This is a genomic window from Rhodococcus sp. IEGM 1372 (assembly GCF_030056835.1).
Taxonomy (GTDB): Bacteria; Actinomycetota; Actinomycetes; order Mycobacteriales; family Mycobacteriaceae; genus Rhodococcoides.
On the sequence record NZ_JASHKS010000082.1, the window covers coordinates 1 to 3,520 of the forward strand.

The window sequence follows — 3,520 nt, forward strand, 5'->3', positions numbered from 1 at the left end:
CCGTGAGGAGCGATCCTCACAGATCAGATGTCAACCAAAGCCGGGGCAGTCCCGATTGGGAGAACGACAGCAGCGACGTGCCGATCTGCAGGTGAAGGTTCTTGACATCCGCATAGTGTCGAGAATCACCTCGGTTGTCGTGGTAGGTGTAACTCTGGCTGCTGTCCCGGTTAAGCGGGTCGAATCATTAAGTCGAGCAGAAGTCGAGCAGCGTGGTTCGGATGCCTCAAATGGGCGCGGCTGATGCAGTGAAACGTAACAACGGGGCAATCGCTTAATTGTGTTCGTATATCGAACGAATGAATTGACTCGGTCTGCGCCCTGGCTCATCCGGTGCACAGAAAACAATCAGCTATGTAACGATTGAGCCACGCAGTGACACGTTGCGCGTTGTACGAAACGAACGAGGAGCGCCAAGCATGGAGATACAGGATTATCTGAGAATCCTGAAGGCGCGGTGGGTCATCATCGCCGGCACCGTGATCCTAGCGATCCTGGGGGCGTTGGGTGCGTCCCTGCTTACGACGCCGTTGTACGAGTCGAGCGCCAGAATGTTCGTCTCCACGTCGGGCGGCACATCGGTGAGTGAGACGTACCAGGGCAACCTGTTCTCTCAGCAGCGTGTGGCCTCGTACTCGGAATTGGTGACCAGCGAGGCATTGGCCGCCCGAGTGCTCGACGTCCTTCCACTCGGATTGACGCCATCGCAGTTGGCCGCCAAGGTCAAGGCGTCGTCGACCCCCGACACTGTTCTGTTCGACATCACCGTCAGCGATGCATCGCCGGCGATTGCCCGCGACATTGCCAATGCGATGGCAACCGAGCTGACCAACCAGGTGCGCGAGCTCGAAACCCCCGAGGGCGGGGGAACTCCGTCGGCCGGAGTGAAGACCTTCCAGCAGGCCGACGCGTCCGCAACCCCGGTGAGCCCGAAGACCAAGCGCAATCTCGCCCTCGGTGCCGCCGTTGGCCTGTTGCTCGGTATCGCACTTGCAGTGCTGCGTGATCGTCTGGACAACACCATCAAGGATCGCAGGGAAATCGAGTCGATCTCAGGTAAGGCACTTGTCGGCACCATCCCGTTCGACAAGGAGCGCAAGACACATCCGGCCGTCGACTTCCAGGATCTTGCACAGTCGTCCAGCGCCGAAGCTTTCCGTGAGCTCCGCACCAACCTGCAGTTCCTCGAAGTCGACCATCCGCCGCGCGTCATCGTCGTTACCAGCGCCATTCCCAGCGAGGGCAAGACGACCACTGCGGTCAACTTGGCTATCTCGCTTGCCGAGGCCGGTCATCATGTCGTTCTCGTCGAGGGCGATCTGCGTCGTCCCCGCATATCGAAGTACCTGGGTCTCATCGGATCGGTCGGTCTGAGCACCGCGCTCGCCGGACAGGCCAAGGTGGACGAGGTGCTGCAGCCCACCCGATACGAGGGTCTGCAGGCACTGGCGTCCGGCCCGCTGCCGCCGAACCCGTCCGAGCTGTTGGGTTCGGAAGCGTCACGCGCGCTGATGGTGGAGCTTCGCTCCAAGTTCGATTACGTCATCGTCGACGGCGCTCCGCTATTGCCGGTCACCGACTCGGCAGTCCTCACCACCCACAGTGACGGCGCTCTGCTCGTAACTCGCTACGGACATACCAAGACCAACGAATTGTCCAGGGCCATCGGCAACCTCGAAACCATCGGAGCGCACGTTCTGGGTGTGGTGCTGGCATTGACGCCTTCGAAGAAGGGCGACATGTACAGCTACTCGTACAACTACTCGGCCGATGCCAGCCTGCCGCGGCAGACGGCACCGCCGGTTCCTGCACCGCAGGCTCCGGTTGCAGCTCCGGCTCCTCCGGTTGCTCCCCTGATCCCAGCCGCGGCACCTGCTGCGCCGCAACCGGCCTCGGTCCGCCCCGGATCGACCCAGACCGCATCAGCTGCGCCGAGCGCAGCCGCACGCACCGCAGCTCCCGCCTCCGCGCCGTACTCTCGTGCACGTCGCCCGGAGGCACCCGGCGACGTGCCCAGGAACGGCATCGAAAACCCCGGTCTGAGGAAGTGAATTCTGGGCGATCGTGTACATCACGATCGCAGAGCTCTGCTCGGAACGTCCACTCGCGCTGGTGACAACCCCGCAAGGATCCCTTGAGCGCGAGCATCCGCCAGATCTCTGTGCCACGACGTCCGTCGGAAGGGCGGGCGTTGAAAGGCTAAGCGCGGTCGCTGTTCTCGCGACGCTCACCGTCGTGGGGGATCATCGTGACCAGTAGGCGCGTGAGGTGGGCGCGGTCGGCACCCCATTTGTCCGGCGGCAGGTGACCACCGACATCGAGGTCGGTGAGTCCGTGTGCGGCGGCCAACAGCACCCCGGCGATCGGTCGTGCTCGTGATTCGCCGCAGACCCGGCTCACCAAGTCGATGAAGGCGTCCTGTGCCCGCTCGGCCACCGAGATCGCAGACACCGACGCCGGTGCTGCCGCCGGCCCGGTGAACATCAATCGATAGAGGTGGGGTCGCGCGCCACCCAGATCGGACAACGCTGCAAGCGCTGTGGAAATCGCGTCGTCGGCATCCATGTCGCTGTCGGCCACGATGGCCTCGAGCGTGTCGGCGAGGAGCATCCACGCGTCGGTGGCGAGCGCCATCAGCAGTGCGTCCTTGTCCACGAAATGCCGGTAGGCCGCCGATCGTGACACTCCCGCGCCATCGCCGACCGCTCGGAGTGTCACCACCTCCGGACCGCCCAGATCCAGCAACTCAGCGGCCGCACGAAGAAGTGACTGCCGTGTCTGCGCCGCACTGTCCGCTCGCTTCGTCACGCCACCGAATCTATCAGTTGACAGCGTCCACTGAATTCGGTCTACTGAGTGGACAACGTCAACTCAAACGAAGGGTCGTCCTATGCACAGCTTGGTCATGACAGGAGCTACACGCGGCATCGGGCTCATCGCTGCCCAAGAACTACTACGCCGAGATCGCGACCTGCACCTGGTGGTCCTGGCCCGGGGTGCGGGCCCGGCGGGATTCGCCGATCGGTTGCGCGCCATCTCCGACCACGTCACGGTCATCGACACCGACCTCGCTGATGTGGCGAGCATCCGGGCCGGTGCCGCGCGCATCCTGCAGCTCGTCGACGACGGGACGCTCCCGCCGCTGAAGGGGTTCGCGGGCAACGCAGGAGTGCAGTTCGTCGACAACGTCCACGTGACCGGCGACGGTCTTGAGACCACGTTCGCAGTCAACATCTACGCCAACCATCTGTTGATCGAGTTGCTTCGGCACCGGTTCGTCACACCGGCACGTGTCGTGATCACGGTCAGCGACACCCACTTCGGCGATTTCCGGCATACCGGCGGATTGGTGCCCGCACCACAGTGGACGTCCCCGGAGGCCATCGCACGCCCCTCCGCGTTTCCCGAGCCCAAAACGGTGACGGCCGGGCGGATGGCCTACTCCACCAGCAAACTCGGTGCCATTGGCAGGTCCCCGATAGTCGGGCCACCGTGTTCTAGAGCCACGGTGTGATTGATT

At 63.4% G+C, this 3,520-nt stretch carries 3 protein-coding genes; 2 read left to right on the plus strand and 1 reads right to left on the minus strand.

The annotated features are described in order from the left end of the window. Positions 1 to 419 precede the first annotated feature (419 nt). Positions 420 to 2,051, plus strand: a complete 1,632-nt coding sequence (locus tag QM590_RS25710) for a tyrosine-protein kinase domain-containing protein (RefSeq protein ID WP_269596881.1) — start codon at positions 420 to 422, stop codon at positions 2,049 to 2,051. Between the two features lie 148 nt (positions 2,052 to 2,199). Here QM590_RS25710 and QM590_RS25715 read toward each other — a convergent pair whose 3' ends face one another. Further along, a complete protein-coding gene (locus QM590_RS25715; protein WP_269596882.1) occupies positions 2,200 to 2,808 on the minus strand; it encodes a TetR/AcrR family transcriptional regulator in 609 nt (202 codons plus the stop codon). A 97-nt stretch (positions 2,809 to 2,905) separates the two neighbouring features. On the opposite strand from QM590_RS25715, the gene QM590_RS25720 reads away from it, so the two are divergent. Further along, the gene (locus QM590_RS25720) at positions 2,906 to 3,514 is read left to right on the plus strand and encodes an SDR family NAD(P)-dependent oxidoreductase (RefSeq protein ID WP_269596883.1); all 609 of its coding nucleotides are present in this window, start codon (positions 2,906 to 2,908) and stop codon (positions 3,512 to 3,514) included. Positions 3,515 to 3,520 lie beyond the last annotated feature (6 nt).

What these genes read in the sequence shown, in the direction of transcription:
- QM590_RS25710 (WP_269596881.1), top strand. Translation starts at nt 420, where the DNA reads ATGGAGATACAGGATTATCTGAGAATCCTGAAGGCGCGGTGGGTCATC.
- QM590_RS25720 (WP_269596883.1), top strand. Translation starts at nt 2,906, where the DNA reads ATGACAGGAGCTACACGCGGCATCGGGCTCATCGCTGCCCAAGAACTA.